General features: G+C 68.9%; 1 protein-coding gene. It reads right to left on the bottom strand.

What is annotated here, in order from left to right:
- The coding region (locus AB1L30_RS00935; protein ID WP_367011460.1) for a hypothetical protein at positions 1 to 196 on the bottom strand (196 nt) is incomplete at its 3' end.
- Between the last annotated feature and the right edge of the window lie 171 nt (positions 197 to 367).

Genomic DNA, 367 nt, shown 5'->3' with positions numbered 1-367 from the left:
CTCCTCGCCGGCGGCGGTCGTCGATCGATCGGGCCTGTTCCAGGGCGGGGGCCGGATCGAAGTCGATCAGGGCGTTGAGCCGGCCGTTGTGGGCCTCGATCCGGCGGACGAAGGCGCCGACGGCCTCCTCGCTCGAAAAGGTGCCCGAGTGATAGCCGTCCAGCAAGCCGGAGAGAGTCGCGCCCAGCGGGTCCATGAACAGCGTGATCCTGTCTCAATGACGATGGAAGAGGAGATTGCGAAGGAATGGCGGCGAGGGGCGAAGGCACGGGCCGTCGGGCCGTCACGGTCACTGGAGGACGGCGGGGACCAGGAACGCCTCGTGGTTCCGCTTCGGGGCGTTGCCGAGGGCCTCCTCCCGAGGGAG

It is taken from the genome of Bremerella sp. JC817 (assembly GCF_040718835.1).
Classification (GTDB): domain Bacteria; phylum Planctomycetota; class Planctomycetia; order Pirellulales; family Pirellulaceae; genus Bremerella.
Note: the sequence above shows the minus strand (reverse complement) of the source record. Positions and strands in the feature narration are given on the sequence as shown.